The sequence below is a fragment of the Actinomadura rubrisoli genome (assembly GCF_004349215.1).
Lineage (GTDB): Bacteria > Actinomycetota > Actinomycetes > Streptosporangiales > Streptosporangiaceae > Spirillospora > Spirillospora rubrisoli.
Genome location: NZ_SMKU01000047.1, coordinates 1 through 24,908, shown reverse-complemented (window position 1 = coordinate 24,908; position 24,908 = coordinate 1). Strand labels below are relative to the sequence as shown.

Sequence of the window (24,908 nt, the reverse complement as noted above, 5' to 3'; positions counted from 1 at the left end):
AACAAGCGGTGACTGTGGCCACGCTCTCCCAATGGGTCGCCGGATCCCGGCCCCGCACCCTGCCCACGTCCCTCGTGCCCGTCGTCGTCGGCACCGGCGTCGCGATCGGCGAGGGGCACGCCGTCTGGTGGCGCGCCCTGCTCGCCGCCTTCGTGGCCCTCGTGCTGCAGATCGGCGTGAACTACTCCAACGACTACAGCGACGGCGTCCGCGGCACCGACGAGGAACGCGTCGGCCCGCTGCGGCTCGTCGGCTCGAAGGTCGCCCCGCCGAAGCAGGTGCTCGGCGCCGCGCTCGGCAGCTTCCTGGCGGCCGCGGTGGCCGGGCTGGCGCTCGCCGCCGCGACGACCTGGTGGCTGCTGCTGGTCGGCGCGTTCGCGATCCTCGCGGCCTGGTTCTACACCGGCGGGAAGACGCCGTACGGCTACCGGGCGCTCGGCGAGGTGTCGGTGTTCGTGTTCTTCGGCCTGGTCGCCGTGGTCGGCACCACCTACGTCCAGGTCGAGGGGCTCCCGTGGGAGGCGTGGGTCGCGGCCGTCCCGATCGGGCTGCTGGCCTGCGGGCTGCTGGTCGCCAACAACCTGCGCGACATCCCCACCGACCGGGTGTCGGGCAAGCGCACCCTCGCCGTGCTTCTCGGCGACCGCTGGACCCGGATCATGTACGCCGCGTGCGTCGCGCTGCCGTTCATGGCCGTGCTGGTCCTGGCGGCGCCGCACCCGTGGGCGCTGATCGCGCTCCTGGCGGCGCCGCTGTCGGTCCCGCCGACGCAGAAGGTGCTGAACGGCGCGGCCGGACCCGCCCTCATCCCGGTGCTGGGCGAGACCGGCCGCCTCCAGATCGCCTACGGAGCACTACTGGCCGTCGGCCTTTCGATCTGACCGCTCCGGCGCACGATCGCGAGCAGAGCGGCCGTCCCGCCGAGGGCGCGGAACAGGCGGCGGGTCAGGCCGGAGGCGGGGCCAGGGTCCAGTCGATCTCGGGCCGGCCCGCGTCCACCAGGGCCTTGTTCACGGCGCTGAACGGGCGGGTGCCGAAGAACTTCTTGGCGCTGAGCGGGCTCGGGTGCGCCGACTCGATCACGGTGTGCTGGGGGCCGGTGATGAGCCGGGCCTTCTTGCGCGCGTAGGCGCCCCACAGCACGAACACGACCCGGTCGGTCTTGTCGTTGAGCGCGCGGATCGCGGCGTCGGTGAAGTCCTCCCAGCCCTTGCCCGCGTGCGACCCGGCGTCGCCGCCCCGGACCGTCAGCACCGCGTTGAGCAGCAGGACGCCCTGGTCGGCCCACGGCGTGAGGTCACCGGACTTGGCGGGCGGGACCTCCAGGTCGGTGGCCAGCTCCTTGTAGATGTTGCGCAGCGACGGGGGCAGCCGCACGCCGTCCCGCACACTGAAGCTGAGCCCGTGTGCCTGGCCGGGGCCGTGGTAGGGGTCCTGCCCGAGGATCAGGACGCGGGCCCGGTCGAACGGGCAGTGCCGGAAGGCGTTGAACAGGTCCTCGCGCGGAGGGTAGACGGTCTGCCCCGCGTACTCCCCGGCCACGAAGGCGCCCAGGGCCGCGGTGGCGAGCGGGTCGAGCAGCGGGTCGAGCCGCTCCCGCCAGTCGCCGGGCAGCAGTTCCATCAGGTCGAGGGGCATCGTCGGGCCTCCGGGGAAGGTGATCTCCAGTTGCCCGAAACACTAGTGCGGGACACTGACACGCCAGGGCCGAATCCGCGGAGCCCGGACGTTCTGCCAGGATGAGCCCTATGCCCGACTCCCCCCGTCGGCGGTGGCTTCGCGCGTCCGTCCTGCTCGTCCTGCTCGGCCTTCCCGCGGGCTGCGGCGGTTCCCCGGGCCCGGCCACGCTCACCGTGCTGGCCTCCTCGTCCCTGACGGAGGCGTTCGGCGAGATGGGCGTCGCCTACGGCCAGTCGCATCCCGGCGTGAAGCTGCGGTTCGAGTTCGGCGGGTCCAACGAGATGGCCGCGCGGCTGTCCGTCCACGACTCGGGCGACGTCCTCGTGACGGCGGACGCGGCGAGCATGCAGAAGGCCGCGCGGTACCTGACCGGCCCGCGCAGGGTCGTCGCCCATGACGCGCTGACCATCGCCCTCGCCCCGGGCAACCCCAAGCGCGTCCGGGGCCTGCGGGACCTGACGAGGCCGGGCCTGCGGGTCGTGGTCGGCGCGGCGATGGTCCCGGTCGGACGGTACGCGCGGCAGGTGTTCGCCCGCGCGGGGCTGACCGTCCGGTGGAGTTCCGAGCAGGTCAGCGCGCGCGCCGTGCTGGACCGGGTCCGCTCCGGCGAGGCCGACGCGGGGCTCGTCTTCATCACCGACCTGCGGTCGGCGGGGGCCGCCGCGAGCAGCGTTCCCATCCCCCGGGATCTGAACGTGACGGCGTCGTTCCCCGCTACGGCGGTGAAGGGCGGCGCGCATGAGGACCAGGCCGGGGCGTTCGTGTCGTGGCTCGTCACGCCCGCCGCGCAGAAGCTGTTCAACAAGTACGGCTTCGCCAGCCCGGCCCCCATGCGCTGACACCCGGTCACGCCCGCTCGGCGCGGTTCTTGAGGGCGGCGTTCATGGCGGCGAACTCGTCGGCCATGTCGAGCTGCCCTCCGGCGACCGGGACGAGGGCGCCGCTGAACCGCTCGCCCTGGGTGAGGCGGACGCGCCCGGGGCCCGCCGGCTCGATCCGGAAGTAGTGCTCGCCGTCCACGATCCCGGGGATCCACATGCGCCCGATCCAGCGCAGCTCGCGGCCGGGGTCGGCGGCCAGGACCTTGGGCTGGAAGGTCATCTTGCCACCGCCCGAGTCGCGCAGCTCGTTGCGGAGCTTGGCGCCCTTCCGCGGTGTGCCCTCGGCCTTGACGATGAAGGGGTTCCACTGGGGGTAGCCGCGGAAGTCGGTGAGGATCCCGTAGACCTTGTCGGCCGGGGCGGCGATCTCGACGGTGGCGCTGACCTCGCGGGGGGCGAGCTCGCCCCAGGCGAGCAGGCCGCCGCCGGCGAGGACGGGGAGGGCGGTCGCGGCGAGGACGATGCGGCGGATCATGACGGCTACTTGGCTATGAGAGTTTTCCGTTTGGCTAATTCCATTAGCCAACAGGTTAGCTAATGGCCTTAGCTTTGGCAAGAGGGAACGACCGGGAAGCGATCGCCGTTTACCACCCCGGAGCCCGACTGGACTCCCCGTGCCCCGTGTTTTCGGTGGTACGGGCCCGGGAAGACCTTGATCACTCCGGGTGGAGTGATGCGTACGGGGGGATTGTCAGACGTGCCGTCCAAGCGACCCGCGCCACAGCCGAGCGAGGCGAGGGCGCACCGTCCAGATCCCGGCGAGCCGGGCAGGCGCCAGTCGGTGCCGCCTCGCAGCGACCCCGAGCAGCCCTGGCGCGCCGAGGGCGTGCCCGACCGGCGGCCGGAGAGGAAGGCGCGCGGCGGCTTCGGCGGCGGCTGGAGGCCCCGCCGCAACACGTCCCTGTTCTGGCTGCTGCTCCTGGTCGTGTTCGGGCTGAGCTACGTCTCGATGCACGTCACCGGCAAGCAGGAGAAGGTGACCATCCCCTACACGGCGTTCACCCAGCAGGTCTCCGCCGGGAACGTCAAGGACGTCTACACCAAGGGCTACCAGATCCAGGGCAAGCTCAAGAACGCCCAGCAGGTGCCCGGCCAGGACAACGCGAAGAAGACCTACACCGCGTTCGAGACGCTGCGCCCCGCGTTCGCCGACGACAAGATCTTCACCGAGATGGTGCGGAAGGGGGTCCAGGTCGAGGCCAAGCCGGTCAGCGAGGACCGCGGCTTCCTCGCCAACCTGCTGCTCTCCCTGCTGCCGACCCTGCTGTTCGTCGGACTGTGGATCGGCGTCATGGTGTGGCTGCAGCGCCGCATGGCCGGGGGCGGCGGCGGTGGCGGGATCATGGGCGGCTTCGGCCGCTCGCCCAAGCCCGTCGCGCCGGACGACAAGCGCGCGACCTTCGCCGACGTCGCGGGCATCGACGAGGTCGAGGCCGAGCTCAGCGAGATCGTGGACTTCCTCAAGGACCCGGGCAAGTACCGCCGGATGGGCGCCCGCGTGCCCCGCGGCGTCCTGCTCACCGGCTCGCCCGGCACCGGCAAGACCCTGCTCGCCCGCGCCGTCGCCGGGGAGGCGGACGTGCCGTTCTACTCGGCGGCCGCGTCCGAGTTCATCGAGATGGTCGTCGGCGTCGGCGCCGCCCGCGTCCGCGAGCTGTTCACCGAGGCCCGCAAGACCGCCCCGTCCATCATCTTCATCGACGAGATCGACACCATCGGCCGGACGCGCGGCAGCGGCGCCAGTATGGGCGGGCACGACGAGCGCGAGCAGACGCTCAACCAGATCCTCACCGAGATGGACGGCTTCTCCGGCTCCGAGGGCGTCGTCGTCATCGCCGCGACCAACCGCCCCGACATCCTGGACGCGGCGCTCCTGCGCCCCGGCCGCTTCGACCGGCAGGTCGCCGTCTCCCCGCCCGACCTGGACGGCCGCGTCGAGATCCTGCGCGTCCACACCCGCGAGGTGCCGCTGTCCGCCGGCGCCGACCTCACCGCCGTCGCCAAGATGACGCCCGGCATGACCGGGGCCGAGCTGGCCAACCTCGTCAACGAGGCCGCCCTCCTCGCCGTCAAGCGCGAGAAGGGCGCCGTCGACATGGCCGACTTCCACACCGCCCTGGAGAAGGTGCAGCTCGGCACGCGCCGCTCCCTCGTCATGCCGTACGAGGAGCGCCGCCGCACGTCCTACCACGAGTCCGGCCACGGCCTGCTCGGCATGCTCCAGCCGGGCGCCGACCCCGTCCGCAAGATCACGATCGTGCCGCACGGCCGCGCGCTCGGCGTCACCGTGTCCACGCCCGAGGGCGACCGGTACGCCTACGACGAGCGGTACCTGCGCGGCCGCATCATCGGCGCGCTCGGCGGGATGGCCGCCGAGGAACTGGTCTTCGGCGTGATCACCACCGGCTCGGAGAGCGACCTGGAGCAGGTCACCAAGATCGCCCGCGGGATGGTGGGCCGCTGGGGCATGTCCCAGAAGGTCGGCCCGCTCTCCATCCTCCCGGCGGACGGCATGGACCCCATGGGCCAGTACGCCGCGCAGGGCACCCTCGACGCCGTCGACCTGGAGGCCCGCCGCATCGTGGACGAGTGCTACGCCGAGGCCCTTCAGACCCTCCGCGCCAACCGCGACAAGCTCGACTCCCTGGCGGCCACCCTCCTCGCCGAGGAGACCCTCGACGAGGAGGCCGCCTACGCCGCCGCCGGCGTCGACCGCACCGTCCCGACGACGGGTTAGGCGATCCGGGGCACCCCGATCAGGTTGGGGAACGGCATATCGCCCGACTCGGCCACCGCCTTGGCGAACGGCGCGAGCATCCCGTAGAGGCCTTCCGGGTCGTCCAGTACCCGGAAGGCCTCCAAGGCGAGCGCGTCCGTCCGCCGCTCGATGTCGTCCTTCAGCGCGCGTCCCGCCTCGGTCGCCCGCTCCCCCTCCAGTAGGCCGCGCCGGGTCAGCGCAGCCACCGCCTCGTCCCATGCCTCTTTCGACCAGCCGCGGCTCTCCCTGACCCGCTCCCCCGGAACGGCGCCCACACTGGACGCCAGAACGTTCGCCTCCAGTCCGTTCAGCCCCGCGCCGGTCAGCAGCGCGACATGCCCGTCCCCCCGGTGCTCCCGCAGCGCGGTGGCCAGTTGCCAGAGTGCTTCCACCGGCTCGTCAGGGACCCCGAGGTCCCGGTTGGCCGCGAACAGCGCCCGCCCGGCTCCGTCCGCCGCCCCGACGGCCCTCCCGAGCAGCGGCACGGCCTGCGGCGCCACGTCCTCGATCCCCGGTGCCACCCTGCGCAGCGCCTTGGCCGCGGCCACGCCGCGCACCCGCAGAATGCTCTCCGGCGACGCGAACCGCCACGCGTCCGGGACGGCCCGCCGCACCCGCTCCGGATGGAACCCGTAGAACGTGGCCTCCACGACCCCGGCCGGGACGGCCCCGAGCGGTGCGCCCCGGCTCCCGAAGTACCCCATCCAGAACCCCCTGAGCCCGACCTCCTTGTTCGCCCCGAGGCACTCGGGCGAGAAGTAGGTCACCGCGTGCAGCGGTTCGAGCACCATCCACAAACGCCGCGCGACCGCTCCGTCCATCCCAGCTCCCGTCGCCTGACCGACCCCACAAAGCGCACTGAATCTACATAATCATCCCCGACGCCCCCCGGGGGGGTTCCCGCCCGGATCACCGATTCTGGGTACGCTGAGTACACAGGGCCTCTACGCTGACGGGAGCCGAACGTGATGGAGGAGTCACCTAAAGTGAGCATCGTTGCCACCAGCCACCACCACCACGAGCTCCCCGACACCCCCTACAACCTGTGGACGCGGGACGAGCTCGCCGACCTGATAGATCTCCCCCACGACGGCACCCGAGTCGAGATCATCGGTGGGGAGATCGTCGTGTCACCAGGGCCGGACTACGCCCACAACGCCATTATCCGTACCATCCAGAAGCAGATGTTCGCCGCCGAGCTGGCCAACCCCGCCTACCCGTGGCGATGCATCACCACACAGGACGTGGTCCTGAGCGAGATCCATGATGGCTACATCCCCGACTTGTGCTTTCTCAGCAAGAAGGACGATCGCGAGGCCCGGGAGACACAGATCAAGAAGTTGAGCCCCCGGCATCTGGCACTCGCGGTCGAGGTCACCTCGCCGGGCAACGCGCGGAACGATCGCCGGCCCGGCCCGGGGCGGAGCGGGCCGACCAAGTGGAGCGGTTACGCCCGTGTGGGCGTCCCGTACTACCTGCTGGTCGAGCGCGACCCGGCGGCGCCGATGACCACGCTGTTCACCTGCCCCGATACCTTCGCCGGCGTGTACGAAGAGTCCGTCAGGTGGAGGTTCGGCGACGAGATCAGGCTGCCGAAGCCGTTCGGCCTGGTGATCCCCACGGACGAGTGGGAGCCCTGGCAGCGAGGCCAGAGCTCCTAGCACCGCAGGGCGGCGGCCTACCGGATGCTCGGGTCCCTCGCCGAGGCGGACGACGCCGTCCAGGAGGCGTGGCTGCGGCTCAGCCGGACCGACACGAGCGATGTGGAGAATCTGGGCGGCTGACTGACCACGGACGGGAGGATCGTCACGATCGAGATCCTCGCCGACCCCGAACGGCTGGCCCGGCTCGCCGTCACGATCCTCGACTGACGGGTCAGAGGGTGGTGGGGAGCGCGGAGCGGGTCGGGTTCCGCATCGTCCGAAGGGCGTGCAGGACGGTCCGGGGCGGCTCGGCGTAGACCGTGGGATGGACCGGGAGGTCCGGGTAGGCCAGGCGGTCCTCGGACGGGGAGAACTGGACGTCGATGCCCGGCTTGTTGCCTCTCGGGTCCTGGAGGACCCAGCGGTCGTCCACCAGGACGGCGGTGAGGCCGTGGAGGACGCCGGAGACGCGCTGGTAGCACAGGCCCGCCTGGATGCCGGCCGCGCGGAGCAGGGCGGCGTAGGCGTGCGACTTGGCGTAGCAGAGGCCGGTGCGCTGGTCGAGGACGTCGGAGGCGCGCCACGGGACGCGAGGGTCTCCGGCGTCCATGGAGTGGGTGACCTGGTCGCGGACGAGGTCGAATGCGGACCGGGCGAAGGCGATGTCGTCGCCGGTGCGCAGCTCCGAGGCGATCGACTGGACGAGCGGGTGCTCAAGGTCGATCGCCTCGGACGCGGCGAGGTAGTCCCAGGGGTCGGCGGCGAACTCCATCACGGGCCGGGGTCCGGTCACAGGCCGAGGAGCCCCTCGATGCCGAGCGTGAGGCGGTCGGGCAGGCCCGCCACCTCGCGGACGGCGAGCAGGACGCCCGGCATGAACGACCCGCGGTTCATCGAGTCGTGCCGGAGGGTGAACAGCTCGCCGTGGCCGCCCAGGACGACCTCCTGGTGGGCCACGGCGCCCGACATGCGGACGGCGTGGACGCGGACGCCGTCCACATCGGCGCCACGGGCCCCGTCGATCTCGGACGTGGTGGCGTCGGGGGGCGCGGCGACGCCGGCCTCGGCGCGGGCGGCGGCGATCAGCTCGGCGGTGCGGTAGGCGGTGCCGGACGGGGCGTCGGCCTTGTTCGGATGGTGCGTCTCGACGACCTCGACGGACTCGAAGAACGGCGCCGCCTTCCGCGCGAAGTGCATCATCAGGACCGCGCCGACGCCGAAGTTGGGCGCGATGAGGACGTTGCCCGACGCGCCGGTCAGCCAGGAGCGGACCGTGTCGAGCCGGGACGGGTCGAACCCGGTGGTGCCGACCACGGCGTGGAGGCCGTGCCCGACGCACCACTTGAGGTTGTCCATCACGACGTCCGGGTGGGTGAAGTCGACGACGACGTCGGCCTTGGTCAGCGCGTCGAGCGCGTCCCCCTGGTCGACGGCGGCGACGAGCTCGGTGTCGTCCGCCCCCTCAACGGCACGGCACACCTCGGCCCCCATCCGGCCGCGCGCGCCCAGCACCCCAACGTTGATCACTGTTCCTCCCGGCTAGCGTGCGTCCGAGCCTACCGTCAGCGGCGCTTGCCCAGCTCGCGTGCTTCGGCGAGCGCGGCGCGGCGGCCGGTGTCCGCGTCGGCGGTGGCGAGGTTGGGACGGAAGGTGACGGTCTCCACGTCGGCGACGCCGGCCCAGCGGAGCCAGTCGTCGAAGTACGGGGCCTGGAAGTCGGCGCCGAACGCCGGGCCCCGGCCCTCGCCGTAGACGGCGCTGGTGTAGATGACGACTGCCTTCTTGTTGCGGAGCAGGCCTGAGTAGCCCTTCGCGGGGTCGAAGCCGAAGACCCAGCCCGGCTGTGAGATGACGTCGATGAACTGCTTGAGGATGTACGGGACGCCCGCGTTCCACATCGGGACGCTGAACAGGTACCGGTCGTAGGAGTCGAAGCGCTCGAAGACCGCGCGGGCGGCCTCCCACGCGGCGGCTTCGGGCCCGGCGGGCTCGGACCCGGCGAAGACGGCCATCTTGGCTCCGGCTCCCGAGGGGCCGAACGCGGGCAGGGTGCCGTCCCACAGGTCGTGGTGGTCGACGACGTCGCCGTGGATCTCCCGGAAGGCGTCCAGGTAGGCGTCGGCGATCGCGCGCGACTCGGAGGCGGCCCCGCGGGGCGAGGCGGAGATGTGCAGCAGGCGGCTCATGATGATCCTCTCGAAGCGGACTGTGGTCCGATTCGAGATTAGCGGACTATGGTCCGCTTCGCCGGTGCCCTAGTCCTCCAGCCGGTTCTCCGCCACGAACAGGTTGAGCAGCCAGCTGACGACGCCGATGATGATCGCCCCCCAGAACGCGGGCCAGAACCAGTCGACGTGGAACGGCAGGTTCATCTCCTCGGCGAGCCAGCTCGTCAGCATGAGCAGCGCCGCGTTCACCACGAGGGCGAACAGGCCCAGCGTGAGGATGTAGAAGGCGCAGCCCAGCACCTGGATGACCGGCTTGAGCACCGCGTTGACGACGCCGAAGATGACCGCCACCGCGAGCAGCGTCAGGGCCCTCTTGCCCGTGCTCCCCGCGGTGACCTCGATCCCGTCCAGCAGCGCCTGGGCCACCCACAGCGCCACCGCCGAGATCACGACTCTGATCAGGATCTTCACCAGGGGGCGATACCCGATCACGGAGCGGATCTAACGGCCTCCAGGTCCAGCGCGGCGGCGGCGCGGGCCACGGCCTCCCGCTGGTGGACGGTGAGCTCCTGCCCCGGGATGGCGAGCAGGTCCTCCAGGAACGGGTCGGTGACGGCCGTGCGGATCCCGGCGAGCGCCTCCACGACGGCAAGGCCGCAGAACGGGACGTATTCGGGCGAGTAGCCGCCTTCGTGGGCCACGACGACGGGGACGCCCAGCCCCATCACGCGCTCGGTCATCTGCCGGTACGAGCCGGAGTGCAGGCCCATCCGGGCCAGCGGATCGTAGGTGCTCGCGTCGAAGCCGGACGCGACGAACAGCAGCTCGGGCGCGAACGCGCGGACGGCGGGCTCGACGACCCGCTCGAACGCCTCCAGGTACGCTCCGGTGCCCGAGCCCGGCGGCAGCGGGACGTTGACCGTGAACCCCTTCCCCGGGCCGGTGCCGCGCTCGTCCACGGCGCCGGAGCCGAGGGGGAACAGCCCGTCCTGGTGCAGGGAGACCGCCAGCACGCCGGGGTCGGCCTCGAAGATCGCCTGGGTGCCGTTGCCGTGGTGGACGTCCCAGTCGACGACCGCGATCCGGCGCAGGCCGCGGGCGCGCGCGTGCTCCGCGGCGACCGCGATGTTGCCGAACATGCAGAAGCCGATGCCCCGATCGGGGAGCGCGTGGTGGCCCGGCGGCCGGACGAGCGCGTAGGCGTTGGCCACCGCCCCGTCGAGGACGGCGTCCACCGCGGTGATCACGCCGCCGGCGGCGAGCCGCGCGATGTCGTAGGAGCCCGCGCCGAACGGCGACTCGCCGTCGCCCGCGTCCCCTCCCCCGGACGCCGACAGCTCCCGCATCCGCGCGACGTGGGCCCCGGTGTGGACGCGCAGCAGCTCCTCCTCGGTCGCGGGACGCGGCGCCAGCGGCACGAGGGCGTCCAGGAGCCCGCTCACCTCGACGAGGTTCCGGAAGCGGCGCTTGGTGTCGGGATGGTCGGGGTGCCGCAGCGGCTCCAGGGACCCGCCGGACGGCATGCCGAGCGGGCCCGTCCCGGTGTCGTACCAGAAGTAGCGCTCGTGGCAGATCCAGCCCGTCGCCATCGGGCGCCTCCTCACATCCGGGACCGGCCGGTCAGCGTACCGGGAACGCCCCGAACGGGCGGGGCCGGGGCGCCGCGACCCGAATTCAGGTGCCGTTCACGCTTTGTTGATCTTGATGGTGTTTCCGGTCGATTAGCGTCCTTGGCAACTCAAGATCAACAAGGAGGCCCGATGAAGACGACGCTGCAGGCGGGGTCCGCGACGCCCGTCCTGTCGGCGTCGGTGCTGTTCGGCCAGACCTTCACGGGCCTGAACGACGAGCCGTCGCCGACCGACCTCACCGCGTCGCTGCTGCCCGAGACCAAGGCCGACGGCAGGACGGTCTGGGCGTGGGACGCGGTCGGTCCCGGCGCCGGGCTCTCCACCACTTCCGGCCAGCTGATCATCCCCGCGCAGCACCGCAACATCATCAGTACCGACCACGGCAGGTCCTGGCACCTGCAGAAGCTGTCCGAGGCGACCAGCGCTGGGTCGCCCGGACGGACGCGGACGGCGGGTACTCGGCGTTCGCGCCCGACAGCGCCCTGCCCGACGTCCCGAGCCAGGCGTCCGTGCTGCAGTACAACAACGACGCCCCGGCACGGACGATCTTCCTGAATCCGGCCAGCACCACGCACCGCGCGGAAACGATGCGGGTGCGGATCAGCTACGACGGCGCAAGGACGTGGCCGGTCGACCGCCCCCTCACCGACGCGCCGCCGCCGGCCGAGGCGGGAACCGAAGGCGGCTACTCCAGCATGGCCAAGACCAGCGACTACCGGGTCGCCGCGCTCGTCGAGTCCAACCTGGACACGCGCCACAACGGCACGTCGTACCGGTCGATCGTGTTCCGCAAGTTCAACCTGTCGTGGATCCTGCACTGACCCCGCGCCGGGCGCCCGCCGGCGGGGCGCCCGGGAGGGCCGCGCGGCCGGTCAGGCGGTGAAGTCCCGGTCTCCGACCGGACCGATCACCGTCAGGGCCTGCGGGGCGTCCAGCACCTCGCTCGCGACGGCCCGCACGTCGTCGGGCGTGACGGCCTCGATGCGGGCCAGCACCTCGTCGACCCGCAGCAGCGACTCGTACACCAGCTCGCTCTTGCCGATGCGGCTCATCCGGGAGCCGGTGTCCTCCAGGCCGAGGACCATCGCGCCGCGCAGCTGGCCCTTGCCGCGCTCAAGCTCCTCGTCGGCGAGGCCGTCGCGGGCGGCCTTGGCCACCTCGTCGCGGCAGATCGACAGGACCTCCTCGACCTTGCCGGGCTGGCAGCCCGCGTAGACGCCGAAGACGCCGGAGTCGGCGTACTGGGCGGTGTAGCTGTAGACCGAGTAGGCGAGGCCCCGCTTCTCGCGGACCTCCTGGAACAGCCGCGACGACATGCCGCCGCCGAGCGCCGCGTTCAGCACGCCGAGCGCGAAGCGGCGGTCGTCGGTACGGGAGACGCCGGCGCCGCCGAGGACGATGTGGGCCTGCTCGGTGTCCTTGTCGATCACCCGGGTGCGGGGGTCGACGAGGGCGGGCGCGCCGTCCAGGCGGGGCGCGGCGGGCGCGGCGTCGCCGGTCAGGTGCCCGGCGAACGCGCGGGCGACCAGCCCCACGACCTCGTCGTGGTCGATGTTGCCCGCCACCGACACCACCAGGTTGGACGGGACGTAGTGCTCGCGGTAGTAGCCGTGGATCCGGTCCCGCGTCAGCGCGTTGATCGAGTCGACGGTGCCGAGGATCGGGCGGCCGAGGGGCGTGTCGCCGTACAGGGCGAGGGCGAACTCGTCGTGGATCAGGTCGCCGGGGTCGTCGTCGCGCATGTGGATCTCTTCGAGGATCACCCCGCGCTCGGCCTCGACGTCCTCGGGGCGGTTGACCGAGGACGCGACCATGTCGGACACGATGTCCACGGCGAGGGGGAGGTCGGAGTCGAGCACCCGCGCGTAGTAGCAGGTGTACTCCTTGGCCGTGAAGGCGTTGAGGTCGCCGCCGACCGCGTCGACCGCCGCGGAGATCTCCAGTGCCGACCGTGACCGCGTGCCTTTGAACAGCACGTGCTCCAGGTAGTGGCTGGCGCCTGCGTCGGCGACCGCCTCGTCGCGGGAGCCGACGGCCGACCAGATGCCGAACGCCGCGGACCGGACGGTCGGCATCGTCTCGGTGATCACGCGGAGCCCGCCGGGCAGGACGGTGCGGCGGACCGAGCCGGCGCCGTCGGTGTGGATCGTGGTGGTGGTACCGGGCTCCTGCGCCCTCGCCGGCAGGGTCACGTGTCGCTCACATTCCGAAGGTCGAAGACGGGGTGAATGCGGCCGACCGGCCTGCCCTCGCGCGGGCAGGCCGGTCGGTCATCGGAGCTCCCGGGTCAGGAGTTGCGCTGGCCGGGCTCGTCGCCGCCGCGGCGGGTGCGGCGGCGGCGGGGCGCGCGGCGCTCGCCGTCGTCGCGGCCGTCCTGGCGGTCGCCGTCGTCGTCGCCGGAGTCGCCTTCGACGGACGCGTCGGACGCGGCCGGCGCGTCACCGCCGCCGCCCTCGCCCCTGTCGGCGCGCTCGCGGTCGACCACCTCGACCGGCACCAGCGACAGCTTGCCGCGCTGGTCGATCTCGGTGACCTCGACCTGGATCTTCGCGCCGACGCTGATGACGTCCTCGACGTTCTCGATCCGGGCGCCGCCGTGCAGCTTGCGGATCTGCGAGACGTGCAGCAGGCCGTCCTTGCCGGGCAGCAGCGACACGAACGCGCCGAACGTCGTGGTCTTGACGACCGTGCCGAGGAACCGCTCGCCGACCTCCGGCATGTGCGGGTTGGCGATCGCGTTGATCGCCTGCCGCGCGGCCTCGGCGGACGGGCCGTCGGTGGCGCCGACGTAGATCGTGCCGTCGTCCTCGATCGTGATGTCGGCGCCGGTGTCGTCCTGGATCGAGTTGATCATCTTGCCCTTGGGGCCGATGACCTCGCCGATCTTGTCGACCGGGACCTTGATCGTGATGATCCGCGGCGCGTTCGGGCTCATCTCGGCCGGCGCCTCGATGGCCTCCTGCATGACGTCCAGGATCGCCAGGCGGGCGCCCTTGGCCTGCTTGAGCGCGGCGGACAGCACCGAGGCGGGGATGCCGTCGAGCTTGGTGTCCAGCTGCAGCGCGGTGATCACGTCGCGGGTGCCGGCGACCTTGAAGTCCATGTCGCCGAACGCGTCCTCGGCGCCGAGGATGTCGGTCAGCGTGACGTACTCGCCGCCCTCGTGGATGAGGCCCATCGCGATGCCGGCCACCATCTGCTTGAGCGGCACGCCCGCGTCCAGCAGCGACATGGTGGACGCGCAGACCGAGCCCATCGAGGTGGAGCCGTTGGAGCCCAGCGCCTCCGACACCTGCCGGATCGCGTACGGGAACTCCTCGCGGGTCGGCAGCACCGGGATCAGGGCGCGCTCGGCGAGCGCGCCGTGGCCGATCTCGCGCCGCTTCGGCGAGCCCACCCGGCCGGTCTCACCGGTCGAGTAGGGCGGGAAGTTGTAGTTGTGCATGTAGCGCTTGGTGCGCTCGGGGTTCAGCGTGTCGATCATCTGCTCCATGCGGAGCATGTTCAGCGTGGTGACGCCCAGGATCTGCGTCTCGCCGCGCTCGAACAGCGCCGAGCCGTGCACGCGCGGCAGGACGTGCGCCTCCGCGGTGAGCTGGCGGATGTCCTTCAGGCCGCGCCCGTCCATGCGCAGGCCGTCGCTGATGACCCGCTCGCGGACCAGCTTCTTGGTGACGGCGCGGAACGCGGCGGAGATCTCCTTCTCGCGCCCCTCGAAGCCCTCGCCGATCTTCTCGGCGGCGCCGGCCTTGATCTCGTCCAGCCGGGACTCGCGCTCCTGCTTGCCGGCGATGGTCAGCGCCTGCGCCAGGTCGTCGGCCACGGCGGCGGTGACGGCCGCGAGGACGTCGTCCTCGTAGTCCAGGAAGATCGGGTACTCGGCGGTGTCCTTCGCGGCCACGGCGGCGAGGTCGCTCTGCGCCTTGCACAGCACCTTGATGAACGGCTTGGCCGCGTCCAGGCCCTGGGCGACGGTCTCCTCGGTCGGCGCGGTCGCGCCGTCGGCGACGAGCTTCAGGGTGTCGCGGGTGGACTCCGCCTCGACCATCATGATCGCGACGTCGCCGTCCTCCAGCACCCGTCCGGCGACCACCATGTCGAAGGTGGCGCGTTCGAGCTCGGGATGGGTCGGGAAGCCGACCCACTGGCCCTCGATCAGCGCGACGCGCACGCCGCCGATCGGGCCGGAGAACGGCAGGCCCGCCAGCTGCGTGGACATCGAGGCGGCGTTGATCGCCACGACGTCGTACAGGTGGTCGGGGTGCAGCGCCATGATCGTCTCGACGACCTGGATCTCGTTGCGCAGGCCCTTGGTGAACGACGGGCGCAGCGGCCGGTCGATCAGGCGGCAGGTGAGGATCGCGTCCTCGGACGGGCGGCCCTCCCGGCGGAAGAACGAGCCGGGGATGCGCCCGGCGGCGTACATCCGCTCCTCGACGTCCACGGTCAGGGGGAAGAAGTCCAGGTTGTCCTTGGGCTTCTTCGACGCGGTCGTCGCCGACAGCACCATCGTCTCGTCGTCGAGGTAGGCGACGGCCGAGCCGGCCGCCTGGCGGGCCAGTCGGCCCGTCTCGAAGCGGATGGTACGGGTGCCGAAGGCGCCGTTGTCGATCACGGCCTCGGTGCTCTGCGCTCCGTCGATGCGCACGGCTTCTGTCACGGGAAACCTCCTCAAGGTTTCTTCTGTCGGTCCCCGCGGCCGTTTCCCGTGGCTATCACGCTGCCGGTCTTCGATCGAAGCATCCGGATCGAGTCCGGAGGCCACTACCGAGGACCGGCCCGCACCAGCGGTGTCCGCGAGGCTTGTTCTCCAGTTGGCGGCCTGCCCGCCCCGGAGGGACGGGCGGCCGGGTGCCGGTGCCGGCCCGCAGGGCCGGGCCACCGGCGCGGCCGGGCGGGGCGTCGCGGCCCGTCCGGCCATAAAGAGAGGGAGCGGCCCGGCGGGCCGCTCCCTCACCGTGCTAGCGGCGCAGACCGAGTCGCTCGATCAGCTGCCGGTAACGGTTGATGTCCTTGTTGCTCAGGTACTTCAGGAGCCGGCGACGACGGCCGACCAGCAGCAGTAGGCCGCGGCGGCTGTGGTGGTCGTGCTTGTGCTCCTTGAGGTGCTCCGTCAGATCGTTGATGCGGCGCGTGAGGAGCGCGACCTGGACCTCCGGGGAACCGGTGTCACCCTCAGTGGTCGCGTACTCGGCGATGATCTGGTTCTTCGTGGCGGTGTCGAGCGACACGTGGCTCCTTCAGTGAATTCGTCACCCGCAGATCCCCGGCCCGGTGGGCTCGCGGGTCCGCATGGTGCGTCTTAAGAAAAAATGGCGGGCCGCATGAGGGTGCAGCCAACCGCGCCGGGGCCCTTCCCGGCGACTATTCACCGTACCATGCCCTAAAGCCCCCCCGTCACCGTGCGGAACCGGCGTGATCACGGACCGTGTCACCCGGCGGTGATCTCGCGGGCCGCGGCCACGTCCCGGTGCATCTCCTCGATGAGGGCCTCGACGGAGTCGAACTTCAGGGTGTCGCGGATGCGGGCGGTGAAGTCGGCGGCCATGTGCTCGCCGTACAGGTCGAGGTCGTCGCGGTCCAGCGCGTACGCCTCGACGGTCCGCTCCCCGGCCCCCTCGAAGGTCGGGTTCGTCCCGATGGAGATCGCGGCGGGCCAGCGGAAGGCCGGGTAGCGGTCGGAGTCGCAGACCAGCCAGCCGCCGTAGACGCCGTCCGCGGGGATCGCGGTGTGCGGCAGCGTCTCCAGGTTGGCGGTGGGGAAGCCGAGCGCCCGGCCCCGCTGGTGGCCGCGCACGACGACGCCCTCGACGCGGTGCGGGCGGCCGAGCGCCTGCGCGGCCTCCCCGACGGCGCCGGTGTCGAGCAGCGAGCGGATGTAGGTGGAGGAGATCGTGTCGCCGTTGGCGACCAGCGGCATGCCCTCGGCGGTGAAGTCGTACTTCTCGCCGAGCTCCCTCAGCAGCGCCACGTTGCCCTTGGCGCGGTGCCCGAAGCGGAAGTCCTCGCCGACGATCACGTGGGCCGCGTGCAGCCGGTCGACGAGCACCGACTGGACGAACTCGTCCGGCGGCACCTTCGACAGCTCCAGGGTGAACGGGACGACCACGACCGCGTCGGTGCCGAGGCACTCCAGCAGCTCGACGCGGCGCTTGGTGCTCGCCAGCAGCGGCGGGTGGGTGCCGGGCCGCACGACCTCGTCCGGGTGCGGGTCGAAGGTGATCACGACGGAGCGCAGCCCGCGGCGGCGCGCCTCCTCCGCGGCGGCGCCGACGATGCGCTGGTGGCCGCGGTGCACGCCGTCGAACACCCCGATGGTGATCACCGAACGGCCCCAGTCGGCCGGTACCTCGTCGAGGCCATGCCAGCGCCGCACCATGCTCTCCCTGCGTTGGACGTCCCTGCCCGGTTTCCTGCCGAGTCTCACCTGTCGTGGTCCTAAGAGTGCCATGCGCCGTCCGGTGCGGTTACCGGTGGGGCGTGCTTTCCCGTACGGGCCCGGCTCAGCCGGACTGGTAGACGACCAGCGAGACGGCGATGTACTGCAGGACGTACGCGGCGAGCGTGAAGGCGTGGAAGACCTCGTGGAACCCGAACCAGCGCGGGGACGGGTTCGGACGGCGCAGCCCGTACACGACCCCGCCGACGCTGTAGCAGACGCCGCCGAGCGCGACCATGGCGCAAGCGGCGACACCGGCGCCGGACAGGAACTGGGGCAGGAAGAGGACCGCCACCCAGCCCAGCACGATGTAGAGGGTCACGTAGAGCGCGCGCGGGGCGCCGATCCAGGTCGTCCTGAAGACGACTCCGGCGATGGCGCCCGTCCAGACGGCGGCCAGGACGCCGATCCGGACGCCGCCGTCCAGCGCGAGGACCGCGAACGGGGTGTAGGTCCCGGCGATGATCAGGTAGATGTTGGCGTGGTCGAAGCGGCGCAGGACCTCGATCAGCCGGTGCGAGCGCTGCCGGTGGTACGTCCCGGAGATGCCGAATAGCATCCCGGACGTCGCCACGTACACCGCCGACGCGAGCCGCGCCTGCGGGGTCGGGCCGAGCGCCACCAGCACGAGCCCGGCGACCAGCACGGCGGGGAACGCGCCGAGATGCAGCCAGCCGCGCAGCCGCGGACGGGTGGGGGACGGGGCCTGGGGCCGGTCCGTCGCAGTGGTCAAAGGGGCACCTCCTCGCCTTCGGACCTACGGTCACGTAGGTTACGCGACCGTAGGTTAGTGCGCACGGGGTCCGCGGGGTGATGCTCGCCACGCGCGCCACCAGGTTCCATCCTGCCGCCCCGGCGCGGGGTTTTCCGCACCCCGTGGGACCATGAGCGGACACATGCCCGTACAGCCCTGCTTCCGTCTTGCCCGCGCGGTGGTCTTCGCCACGGTCTGCCTGATCCTGACCACCGCCGGACACGCGTACGCCGCGCACGCCGCCGTACCGCCGGGGGCCGTGGGGCTCGGGTTCCTGCTCGTGACCGGGCTCTCGCTGCTGCTGTCCGGCGCCGAACGGTCCTTCGGGACGATCCTGGGCGGGCTCGTCGGCGCCCAGTTCGGCCTGCACGCACTCTTCGCCCGCGCATCGTCCGGCCCTGTCCACGGCGGTCCCGTCCACGGCGGGATCGGGCATCACGCCGCCGAACCGCCGGTCGCGGCCACGGAGCCTTTCGCCGCCGTCCCGGGGCACGGGGGCGTCACCATGACGCTCGTCCATCTGGGGGCGGCGCTGGCGGCCGCCTGGTGGCTGCGGCGCGGCGACGCCGCACTCTGGGCGCTGGCCCGGCGGGTCTCCGCCACCGCGGCCGGACCGTGGCGGCTGCTCGCCGCCGCGCTGTCGCCCGCCGAGGCCCTGGCCGCCCCAGTCCCCCGGTTCCGGGTCGCGGTCCGTCCTATCGCGGACGCCCCGCTCCGCCACGCGCTCGTCCGCCGGGGCCCTCCCGCGCGCTGAGCCGACGCCAAGTTCACCCTCACCCCGCCGCCCGCACGCACCGGACACCACGCGGCGGGGTCCGCCGACGTCTACTCACGTGGAGAGTCCCATGCGCGTTTCCGCACGCCCCGCCCGTCCGCCACGCCCCGCGCTGGCCGGCCTCGGCCTGGCCGCCGTCCTGCTCAGCGCCGCCGCCTGCGGCGGGGAGTCCGCTCCGGTCACGATCGCCGACACCGCGCCCGCCTCGCCGTACAAGGCGACGGCGCTGCCCGGCTCGTACAAGATCCCCGACGTCACGATGACGGACATGAACGGCCGCCCCTACGACCTGCCCAAGAGGACGAGAGGGAAGGTGGCCCTGCTGTTCTTCGGCTTCACCAACTGCCCGGACATCTGCCCGACGACCATGGCGGACGCGGCGGGCGCCCTGTCCCTGCTGAGCCCGGCGCAGCGGGCGGGCGTGCAGGTCGTGTTCATCACCGCCGACCCCGCCCGGGACACGCCAAGGGCGCTCAAGGACTACCTCGGCCGATTCGACAAGTCGTTCGTGGGACTGACCGGCCCATGGAAGAGCATCGAGAAGGCCGCCGGGATCGCCAAGGCGCCCGTCAGCCCCGCGCCAGCGCACGCCAAGGGCAACTACCAGGTCCAGCACGGCAGCAACGTCATGGCCTACGGCCCGGACGGGTCGGGACGGCTGCTGTTCCGCTACCAGTTCGGCAGCGCCGACATGGCGAAGGACCTCAAGACCCTGCTCGCCAACGAGAAGACCGCGCCGAGCCCCGCCGGATAGCCCCCTTCGGGGCGGGCCTCACGGCACGAACACGGCGAGGGGCTTGGCGATGTCGCCCTGCTCCTCGACGAGGGCCAGGAGGGTCCCGTCGGGCGCGAAGACGCCCACGGGACCCGGCCCGAGCCCCGCCGCCGGGAGCCGTCCGCCGTGCGCGACCGTGCGGGCCTCGTCGTCCGACACGTCCCGGCGGGGGAACGCGGCGGCGACCGCCTCGCCCATCGGGAGGATCTCCAGCTTCTCGGCGAGCCGGTCGAGCGTGCGGGCCCCGGCCAGGTCGTACGGGCCGACGCGGGTGCGGCGCAGCCGGGTCAGGTGCCCGCCGCAGCCGAGCGACGCGCCCAGGTCGCGGGCCAGCGCGCGGATGTAGGTGCCGGACGAGCAGGAGATGGAGGCGTCCACGTCGATCAGGTCGCCGTGCCGCCGGACGCCGGTCACCTCGAAACCGTGCACGGTCACCGGACGGGCCTTCAGGGCGACCTCCTCGCCCTTGCGGGCCATCTTGTACGCCCGCTCCCCGTTCACCTTGATCGCGCTGACCTGCGGCGGCACCTGCCGGATGGGCCCGGTCAGCGCCGCGACGCCCGCGCGCAGCGCCTCGTCCGCGACGGACGCGGCGGACGCCGCGGCGGTGATCTCCCCCTCGGCGTCGTCGGTGTTGGTCGATGCGCCGAGCCGGATCGTCGCGTCGTAGCCCTTCTCGGTCAGCGCGAGGTGCCCGAGCAGCCGGGTGGCCTTGCCGATCCCGATCACCAGGACGCCCGTGGCCATCGGGTCCAGCGTGCCGGCGTGGCCGACCCGCCGGGTCTTCGCGAGCCGCCGCATGCGGCCCACCACGTCGTGCGAGGTCCAGTCCGCGGGTTTGTCGACGACGACAAGTCCCGATTCCGCCGAGCCCGATTCCACCGAGTGCGCTCCGAATCCGTCGTGCAGTGTCCAGTCGTGCAGTGTCCAGTCGTGCGGGTCACGTCATGCGAGGCCGGGTCGTGCGGGCAGGTCTCGCGGGGTCAGTCGAGGGTCTCGTCGGGGACGCGCAGCGCCGCCCGCAGCCGGTCGATGATCCAGGCGGGCTCCCCGCCCATGGTGAACGCGGCGGCGGTGCGGTGCCCGCCCCCGCCCAGCTCGACGCAGGCGCGGCCGACGTCCACCGAGCCCTTGGCGCGGGTGGAGACGTACCACTCGCCCTTGTCGGTCTCCTTCAGCACGACGGCGACCTCGGCCTCGTCGGTACGCCTGAGCTGGTCGATGACGCCTTCGAGCTGGTCGTAGGGGACGTCGCGCGAGTCGCGGTCGGCGCGGGCGATCGTCGTCCAGACCAGACCCTCGCCGCCCGCCGCGTCGCGCTCCAGCCGGGCCCGCGCCAGCGCGCCCGCCAAGACCTGGAGGTAGCCGAACGGGGCCCGGTCCCACAGCTCCCGGCTGACGGCCTCGGGGCGGACGCCCGCGGTCAGCAGCCGTCCGGCCAGGTCGTGCACTTCGGGGGTCGTGCAGGGGTACTTGAACGAGCCGGTGTCGCTGGCGAGCCCGGCGTACAGGCCCTGGGCGATGTCGCCGTCGAGGGGGACGCCGAGCCGCCGGATCAGCTCCTCGACCAGGACGGCGGTCGCGGCGGCGTCCGGGTCGACGAGCCGCACGCCGCCGAACGCGGTGTTGGACGCGTGGTGGTCGATGACGATCAGCGCCCCGGCGCGTCCGGCGCGGGCGGCCAGCGAGCCCAGCCGCGCCTGGCCCGCCGCGTCCAGCGAGACCATCAGGGCGGGCGCCTCGGGCATCCGGTCGGGCTCGACCAGCAGCTCCTGGCCGGGCAGGAACCGCAGGATCGCCGGGACCGTGAACGGCTCGCCGAAGGAGGCCAGGCAGCCCTTGCCCATCGCGCGCAGGGCCTGCCCGAGCGCGAGCATCGAGCCGAGCGCGTCCCCGTCCGGCGCCACGTGGCAGACGAGGCAGACCTGGTCGGCCGCGCGGATCAGCTCGACCGCGCGGTCCCACTCCAGGTCGGCTCCCTGAGGGGCCGCGGAGACGGGCACCGCGGACGCGGAGGCGGCGGGCGGCGCGGGGACGGATCCCCCGCCGTTGGCCCCTCCACCAACGGACAACCCGCCGGTGGAGGCGCTGCCGGCGGACGCGTTGGCCGCGGACGTTCCGGCGGTGGCGCGTGCGCCACCGCCGCCGCGCGGCACGACGTCATGGCCGCTCGCGGCGTGCCCGCCCGCGTCGCGCAGCGAGCACTGCCGCGCCCAGACCGCGCCCGGCGTCTCCGCGCGCCCCTCCGGCCCGCTCACGATGACGGGCGTCCCTGCCGGCCGTCCTCGCCGCCCTCCGCCGCGCCGCCCTCCGCCGCGCCGGCCGCCGCCTCGCCGTCCTCCCCCTCATCGCCGTCATCGCCGGACGGCTCGCGGTAGGGGTTGGGGTCCCCGGCCGGGGAGGCGCCCTGGGCGGCCTTCGCCACCTCGGCGTCCCGGGCGCGGGCCTTGGCCAGCAGGTCGTCGATGTGCGCGACGTTCTCCATCAGGGAGTCCATGACGAAGGTGATGCTGGGCGTGTGCCGGACCCCGGTCTGCCTGCCCACCTCCGAACGGATGACGCCCTTGGCGCTCTCCAGCGCGGCGGCCGTCTCGGCGCGCTCGCCGTCCGACCCGTACACCGTGTAGTAGACGGTGGCGTCGCGCAGGTCGTTGGTGATGCGGGTGTCCGTCACGGTCACGAAGCCGAGGCGCGGATCCTTGATCCGGCGCTCCAGCATCTCCGCCACGATCTGCTGGATGCGGTCGGCGAGCTTGCGCGCGCGCGCTGCGTCCACCATGATCGCACTCCCTTTCTATGATCCTCGCGCCGCTCCGAGCCCGCGGGCTCAGTCGGCGTCGTTGAACAGCCGCTGCCTGGCCGACAGCAGCTCGATCTCCGGCCGCCCCGCCACCAGCCGTTCGCACTGGTCGAGCACCTGGGTGCAGTTGGCCGCGGTGGCCGAGACCACGGCCACCCCGATCTCCGCCCTGCGGTGCAGGTCGTTGCCGCCGGTCTCGGCGACGGCCACCGCCGGGAAGTGCTTGTGCACCTCGGCGATGACGGGCCGCAGGACGGACCGTTTCTGCTTCAGCGAGCGCACGTCCCCCAGCAGCAGGTCGAGCGTCAGAGCCCCCACGTACACCTGATCGATCACCTCGGGATCCTCAGAGATGGAACGACGGCGGTCCGCCGCCGTGTTCCCGGACCGGCCGCCGCCCGGCGGGGACGGACGGACCGGACATGACAGACGCCAGGCTAGAAGATCCGCCTGGCGTCGTGTCACTGATTAGTCGATCACCGTTCATCGGGTGGCCCGCCGCGCGGGCCGCGCCCCGGAGGGCGCGTCCGCGCGGGGGCCGTGCCGGTGCCTCAGGCGCGGGGCTTCTCCCGCATCTCGAAGCACTCGACGACATCGCCGATCTTGATGTCGTTGTACCCGACGCCGATACCGCACTCGAAGCCCTCGCGGACCTCGGTCGCGTCGTCCTTGAAGCGGCGCAGCGACGACACCGTGAGGTTGTCGGCGACCACGACGCCGTCGCGGACGAGGCGGGCCTTGGCGTTGCGCTGGATGATCCCGGAGGTGACCATCGAGCCGGCGACGTTGCCGATCCGCGGCACCTTGAACAGCTCCCGGACCTCGGCAGTGCCGAGCTGGGCCTCCTCGAACTCCGGCTTCAGCATGCCCTTGAGGGCCGCCTCGACCTCCTCGATCGCCTGGTAGATGATCGAGTAGTACCGGATGTCCACGCCCTCGCGGTCGGCCAGTTCCTGCGCGTTCCGCTCGGGACGCACGTTGAAGCCGATGATGACCGCGCCGTCGGACGCCATCGCGAGGTTGACGTCGTTCTGCGTGATCGCGCCGACGCCGCGGCGGATGATCCGGAGGTTGACCTCCTCGCCCACGTCGATCTTGAGGAGCGAGTCCTCCAGGGCCTCCACCGAGCCGGACACGTCGCCCTTGAGGATGAGCAGCAGCTCGTCGCGCTCGCCGCGCTCAAGGTCCTTGAACAGCTCCTCAAGGGAGCTGCTCTTGCGGCTCTTGAGCAGTTCGGCGTTGCGCTTGCGCGCCACGCGCTTGTCGGCGATCTGCCGGGCGACCCGGTCGTCCTCGACGACCAGGAAGTTGTCCCCGGCGCCGGGCACGGCCGCGAGGCCGAGCACCGCCACCGGACGGGACGGGAACGCCTCCTCGACGTTGTTGCCGTTCTCGTCGAGCATCGCCCGGACGCGGCCGTGGGCCACGCCGCAGACGATCGAGTCGCCGACCCGCAGCGTGCCGCGCTGGACCACGACGCTGGCGACGGCGCCGCGCCCCTTGTCCAGGTGGGCCTCGATGGCCGAGCCCTGGGCCGGCATGTCGGGGTTGGCGCGCAGGTCGAGGGAGGCGTCGGCGGTCAGGATGATCGCCTCCAGCAGCCCGTCGATGTTGAGGCCCTGCCTCGCCGACACGTCGACGAACTGGGTGTCGCCGCCGAACTCCTCGGCGACCAGGCCGTACTCGGTGAGCTGGGCCCGGACGCGGTTGGGGTCGGCCCCCTCGACGTCGATCTTGTTGACCGCGACCACGATCGGCACCCCGGCCGCGGTGGCGTGGTCGATCGCCTCGGTGGTCTGCGGCTTGACGCCGTCGTCCGCGGCGACCACCAGCACCACCAGGTCGGTGGTGTCGGCACCGCGGGCGCGCATGGCGCTGAACGCCTCGTGGCCCGGGGTGTCGATGAAGGTGATCTTGCGTTCCTCGCCGTCGACCTCGGTCTCGACCTGGTAGGCACCGATGTGCTGGGTGATGCCGCCTGCCTCGCCGCCCATCACGTTGGCGTTGCGGATGGCGTCCAGCAGCTTGGTCTTACCGTGGTCGACGTGGCCCATGACGGTCACGACCGGCGGACGCGACTGCAGGTTCTCCTCGCCGCCCTCGTCCTCGCCGTACTCGATGTCGAACGACTCCAGCAGCGCGCGGTCCTCGTCCTCGGGGCTGACGACCTGGATGTCGAAGTCCAGCTCCAGGCCGAGGGCCTGGAGGTCGTCGGGGTCCACCGACTGGGTCGCGGTGACCATCTTGCCGAGGTGCATCATGATCGCGACGAGCGACGCCGGGTTGGCGCCGATCTTCTCGGCGAAGTCGGTCAGCGAGGCGCCCTGCGGCAGCCGGATGGTCCGGCCGTTGCCGCGCGGTGCCTGGACGCCGCCGACGGCGGGCGCCTGCATGTTCTCGAACTCTTGACGGCGCGCCCGCTTCGACTTGCGCCCGCGTGCGGGCCGGCCGCCGGGACGCCCGAAGGCCCCCTGCGTGCCGCCCCTGCCGCGTCCGCCGCCACCGGGACGGGGGCCGAAGCCGCCGCCACCGCCGGGACGACCGCCGCCACCCGCGCGGGGCGCGCCGAAGCCGCCGCCGCCACCGGGACGACCGCCGCCACCG

General features: G+C 72.3%; 26 protein-coding genes and 1 pseudogene. 9 read left to right on the top strand and 18 right to left on the bottom strand.

From position 1 onward, the window contains the following. Window positions 1-14: 14 nt before the first annotated feature. Window positions 15-881, top strand: coding sequence for a 1,4-dihydroxy-2-naphthoate polyprenyltransferase (locus E1298_RS12410; RefSeq protein ID WP_131892554.1), 867 nt, complete (start codon window positions 15-17; stop codon window positions 879-881). Window positions 882-945: 64 nt separating this feature from the next. On the opposite strand, the gene E1298_RS12405 is transcribed toward E1298_RS12410, so the two are convergent. Then, window positions 946-1,638, bottom strand: a complete 693-nt coding sequence (locus E1298_RS12405; protein ID WP_131892518.1) for a uracil-DNA glycosylase — start codon at window positions 1,636-1,638, stop codon at window positions 946-948. Between the two features lie 110 nt (window positions 1,639-1,748). Between E1298_RS12405 and modA the strand changes: the two genes are divergently transcribed. Beyond that, window positions 1,749-2,519, top strand: a complete 771-nt coding sequence (modA, locus tag E1298_RS12400; RefSeq protein ID WP_131892516.1) for a molybdate ABC transporter substrate-binding protein — start codon at window positions 1,749-1,751, stop codon at window positions 2,517-2,519. Between the two features lie 7 nt (window positions 2,520-2,526). On the opposite strand, the gene E1298_RS12395 is transcribed toward modA, so the two are convergent. Beyond that, complete coding sequence (locus tag E1298_RS12395) at window positions 2,527-3,036, bottom strand: SRPBCC domain-containing protein (protein ID WP_131892514.1); 510 nt, start codon at window positions 3,034-3,036, stop codon at window positions 2,527-2,529. A gap of 222 nt (window positions 3,037-3,258) precedes the next feature. On the opposite strand from E1298_RS12395, the gene ftsH reads away from it, so the two are divergent. Continuing rightward, window positions 3,259-5,298, top strand: coding sequence for an ATP-dependent zinc metalloprotease FtsH (ftsH, locus tag E1298_RS12390; RefSeq protein WP_243725541.1), 2,040 nt, complete (start codon window positions 3,259-3,261; stop codon window positions 5,296-5,298). Here ftsH and E1298_RS12385 read toward each other — a convergent pair. Continuing rightward, window positions 5,295-6,140, bottom strand: coding sequence for an SCO6745 family protein (locus E1298_RS12385; protein ID WP_131892510.1), 846 nt, complete (start codon window positions 6,138-6,140; stop codon window positions 5,295-5,297). The two genes, ftsH and E1298_RS12385, sit on opposite strands and share 4 nt — an antisense overlap. A 165-nt stretch (window positions 6,141-6,305) precedes the next feature. On the opposite strand from E1298_RS12385, the gene E1298_RS12380 reads away from it, so the two are divergent. Together E1298_RS12380 and E1298_RS12375 are read left to right on the top strand one after the other, a co-directional pair. Continuing rightward, entirely contained in the window at window positions 6,306-6,980 is a 675-nt protein-coding gene (locus E1298_RS12380) for a Uma2 family endonuclease (protein ID WP_165975438.1), read from the top strand. Between the two features lie 6 nt (window positions 6,981-6,986). After that, window positions 6,987-7,100, top strand: a pseudogene (locus tag E1298_RS12375) (sigma factor); the annotation flags it as partial. A 94-nt stretch (window positions 7,101-7,194) separates the two neighbouring features. On the opposite strand, the gene E1298_RS12370 reads toward E1298_RS12375, so the two are convergent. From E1298_RS12370 to E1298_RS12350, 5 genes are all read right to left on the bottom strand, one after another. Then, complete coding sequence (locus E1298_RS12370; RefSeq protein ID WP_243725540.1) at window positions 7,195-7,755, bottom strand: transglutaminase-like domain-containing protein; 561 nt, start codon at window positions 7,753-7,755, stop codon at window positions 7,195-7,197. Then, on the bottom strand, window positions 7,752-8,489 hold the full coding sequence (dapB, locus tag E1298_RS12365; RefSeq protein ID WP_131892506.1) for a 4-hydroxy-tetrahydrodipicolinate reductase: 738 nt from the start codon (window positions 8,487-8,489) through the stop codon (window positions 7,752-7,754). Before dapB ends, E1298_RS12370 begins: the two co-directional genes overlap by 4 nt. 35 nt (window positions 8,490-8,524) lie before the next feature. After that, window positions 8,525-9,148, bottom strand: coding sequence for an FMN-dependent NADH-azoreductase (locus tag E1298_RS12360; RefSeq protein ID WP_131892504.1), 624 nt, complete (start codon window positions 9,146-9,148; stop codon window positions 8,525-8,527). A gap of 69 nt (window positions 9,149-9,217) precedes the next feature. Continuing rightward, window positions 9,218-9,601, bottom strand: coding sequence for a phage holin family protein (locus E1298_RS12355; protein WP_131892550.1), 384 nt, complete (start codon window positions 9,599-9,601; stop codon window positions 9,218-9,220). 17 nt (window positions 9,602-9,618) lie between these two features. Beyond that, the gene (locus tag E1298_RS12350) at window positions 9,619-10,719 is read right to left on the bottom strand and encodes a class II histone deacetylase (RefSeq protein WP_131892503.1); all 1,101 of its coding nucleotides are present in this window, start codon (window positions 10,717-10,719) and stop codon (window positions 9,619-9,621) included. Window positions 10,720-10,890: 171 nt separating this feature from the next. Here E1298_RS12350 and E1298_RS12345 point away from each other — a divergent pair, with 171 nt between their 5' ends. Next, a complete protein-coding gene (locus E1298_RS12345) occupies window positions 10,891-11,316 on the top strand; it encodes a sialidase family protein (RefSeq protein WP_131892502.1) in 426 nt (141 codons plus the stop codon). Beyond that, window positions 11,271-11,582 carry a sialidase family protein gene (locus E1298_RS12340; RefSeq protein ID WP_131892501.1) on the top strand — a complete coding sequence of 104 codons (312 nt, stop codon included), beginning with the start codon at window positions 11,271-11,273 and terminating at the stop codon, window positions 11,580-11,582. Before E1298_RS12345 ends, E1298_RS12340 begins: the two co-directional genes overlap by 46 nt. A 51-nt stretch (window positions 11,583-11,633) precedes the next feature. On the opposite strand, the gene E1298_RS12335 is transcribed toward E1298_RS12340, so the two are convergent. The 5 genes from E1298_RS12335 to trhA form a co-directional block, all read right to left on the bottom strand. After that, window positions 11,634-12,953, bottom strand: coding sequence for a M16 family metallopeptidase (locus E1298_RS12335; protein WP_131892500.1), 1,320 nt, complete (start codon window positions 12,951-12,953; stop codon window positions 11,634-11,636). A gap of 95 nt (window positions 12,954-13,048) precedes the next feature. Further along, window positions 13,049-15,403 carry a polyribonucleotide nucleotidyltransferase gene (locus E1298_RS12330; RefSeq protein WP_131892548.1) on the bottom strand — a complete coding sequence of 785 codons (2,355 nt, stop codon included), beginning with the start codon at window positions 15,401-15,403 and terminating at the stop codon, window positions 13,049-13,051. A 319-nt stretch (window positions 15,404-15,722) separates the two neighbouring features. Beyond that, window positions 15,723-15,992: a 30S ribosomal protein S15 gene (gene rpsO / locus E1298_RS12325; protein ID WP_021599383.1), complete on the bottom strand. Its 270-nt coding sequence runs from the start codon at window positions 15,990-15,992 to the stop codon at window positions 15,723-15,725. Window positions 15,993-16,192: 200 nt separating this feature from the next. Further along, entirely contained in the window at window positions 16,193-17,137 is a 945-nt protein-coding gene (locus E1298_RS12320; RefSeq protein ID WP_131892546.1) for a bifunctional riboflavin kinase/FAD synthetase, read from the bottom strand. 127 nt (window positions 17,138-17,264) lie between these two features. Next, a complete protein-coding gene (gene trhA / locus E1298_RS12315) occupies window positions 17,265-17,933 on the bottom strand; it encodes a PAQR family membrane homeostasis protein TrhA (protein ID WP_131892499.1) in 669 nt (222 codons plus the stop codon). Window positions 17,934-18,096: 163 nt separating this feature from the next. Here trhA and E1298_RS12310 point away from each other — a divergent pair, with 163 nt between their 5' ends. Further along, a complete protein-coding gene (locus E1298_RS12310) occupies window positions 18,097-18,708 on the top strand; it encodes a hypothetical protein (RefSeq protein WP_131892498.1) in 612 nt (203 codons plus the stop codon). Between the two features lie 91 nt (window positions 18,709-18,799). Next, window positions 18,800-19,483 carry an SCO family protein gene (locus tag E1298_RS12305; RefSeq protein WP_131892497.1) on the top strand — a complete coding sequence of 228 codons (684 nt, stop codon included), beginning with the start codon at window positions 18,800-18,802 and terminating at the stop codon, window positions 19,481-19,483. An 18-nt stretch (window positions 19,484-19,501) separates the two neighbouring features. Here E1298_RS12305 and truB read toward each other — a convergent pair whose 3' ends face one another. The 5 genes from truB to infB form a co-directional block, all read right to left on the bottom strand. Beyond that, entirely contained in the window at window positions 19,502-20,386 is an 885-nt protein-coding gene (gene truB, locus E1298_RS12300; protein WP_131892496.1) for a tRNA pseudouridine(55) synthase TruB, read from the bottom strand. Between the two features lie 101 nt (window positions 20,387-20,487). Further along, entirely contained in the window at window positions 20,488-21,762 is a 1,275-nt protein-coding gene (locus E1298_RS12295; protein ID WP_243725539.1) for a DHH family phosphoesterase, read from the bottom strand. Further along, window positions 21,759-22,283 carry a 30S ribosome-binding factor RbfA gene (gene rbfA / locus E1298_RS12290; RefSeq protein WP_131892494.1) on the bottom strand — a complete coding sequence of 175 codons (525 nt, stop codon included), beginning with the start codon at window positions 22,281-22,283 and terminating at the stop codon, window positions 21,759-21,761. The genes E1298_RS12295 and rbfA overlap by 4 nt, the downstream gene beginning before the upstream one ends. Window positions 22,284-22,331: 48 nt before the next feature. Then, window positions 22,332-22,640, bottom strand: a complete 309-nt coding sequence (locus E1298_RS12285) for a DUF503 domain-containing protein (protein WP_243725538.1) — start codon at window positions 22,638-22,640, stop codon at window positions 22,332-22,334. 215 nt (window positions 22,641-22,855) lie between these two features. Continuing rightward, window positions 22,856-24,908 (bottom strand): translation initiation factor IF-2 (infB, locus tag E1298_RS12280; protein WP_131892492.1); only part of this gene is annotated, 2,053 nt, incomplete at its 5' end.

Coding starts and splice junctions, on each gene's coding strand:
- E1298_RS12405 (WP_131892518.1), bottom strand. CDS start 1,638: ATGCCCCTCGACCTGATGGAACTGCTGCCCGGCGACTGGCGGGAGCGG.
- modA (WP_131892516.1), top strand. CDS start 1,749: ATGCCCGACTCCCCCCGTCGGCGGTGGCTTCGCGCGTCCGTCCTGCTC.
- E1298_RS12395 (WP_131892514.1), bottom strand. CDS start 3,036: ATGATCCGCCGCATCGTCCTCGCCGCGACCGCCCTCCCCGTCCTCGCC.
- E1298_RS12385 (WP_131892510.1), bottom strand. CDS start 6,140: ATGGACGGAGCGGTCGCGCGGCGTTTGTGGATGGTGCTCGAACCGCTG.
- E1298_RS12360 (WP_131892504.1), bottom strand. CDS start 9,148: ATGAGCCGCCTGCTGCACATCTCCGCCTCGCCCCGCGGGGCCGCCTCC.
- E1298_RS12350 (WP_131892503.1), bottom strand. CDS start 10,719: ATGGCGACGGGCTGGATCTGCCACGAGCGCTACTTCTGGTACGACACC.
- E1298_RS12345 (WP_131892502.1), top strand. CDS start 10,891: ATGAAGACGACGCTGCAGGCGGGGTCCGCGACGCCCGTCCTGTCGGCG.
- E1298_RS12310 (WP_131892498.1), top strand. CDS start 18,097: ATGCCCGTACAGCCCTGCTTCCGTCTTGCCCGCGCGGTGGTCTTCGCC.
- E1298_RS12305 (WP_131892497.1), top strand. CDS start 18,800: ATGCGCGTTTCCGCACGCCCCGCCCGTCCGCCACGCCCCGCGCTGGCC.
- rbfA (WP_131892494.1), bottom strand. CDS start 22,283: ATGGTGGACGCAGCGCGCGCGCGCAAGCTCGCCGACCGCATCCAGCAG.